This is a genomic window from Streptomyces chiangmaiensis (assembly GCF_036281785.1).
GTDB lineage: Bacteria > Actinomycetota > Actinomycetes > Streptomycetales > Streptomycetaceae > Streptomyces > Streptomyces chiangmaiensis.
Genome location: NZ_JAYWVC010000683.1, coordinates 1 through 742, shown reverse-complemented (window position 1 = coordinate 742; position 742 = coordinate 1). Strand labels below are relative to the sequence as shown.

General features: G+C 66.2%; 1 pseudogene. It reads left to right on the top strand.

Annotated elements, in window-relative coordinates:
- A pseudogene (locus tag VXC91_RS46400) lies at positions 1 to 382 on the top strand (hypothetical protein); the annotation flags it as partial.
- Between the last annotated feature and the right edge of the window lie 360 nt (positions 383 to 742).

The following is a 742-nucleotide window of genomic DNA, read 5'->3' as shown; positions in this document are numbered from 1 at the left end:
AGCCGGAGCCGACCCCCTCGTCGTCACCCAGTGGATCAACGAGGCGCAGAGAGACAAGGAGGCGGCGCGGAAGAAACTCGACGCGCTCCCCACCGTCACCCGGAAGAAGGAATCCCCGCTCAACGCGCACCAGATCCGAGAGATGGCTGAGAGTCTTGGAGACATTGCACAGCGTATCCACTCAGTCGACGCTGACAAGAAAGGCCCCCTCTACGAAGCCCTAGGCATCACAATCAGTTACGAACACGCGACGAGGACCGCGACCGTAAGGTCGAGGCCCTCGTCACCGTATCGTCAGTGGGTGTGTCCGAGGGGGGAGTTGACGGCTGACGATACGGCTGTGGCGGCGCAAGGGAAGTTCCACCTGGGAGACCGAACTTGAGTCATACGACTGCCGAGGTCGGCTCGCCTGCCGTAGCACTTCCTCCTCACCCTTGTCGCCCAGGCGCTGGCAGGCGCGGCCGCAGAGTCCGTACGCCGCGCACCGGCGACTCCATCGCACCAACGCCCAGGGCGACCAGCGCATGCCCGCCGCATCGCGTCGCCCCGGCCAGCCCAGGTTCTGTACGACGTGTGTGCTCACCATCTCGCCCCTCCGGCAGCCGGCTCCGCGCAGCCGACAACGGCTACCACGATGCTCCGCCTCGAACGAACGGTTACGAGGATCTTGTAGGCGTTGCGGCACCCCGCTGGCATCCGCGGCTGCACAGCCACCTGCCGGCATCGCGCGATCCCGGCGCTG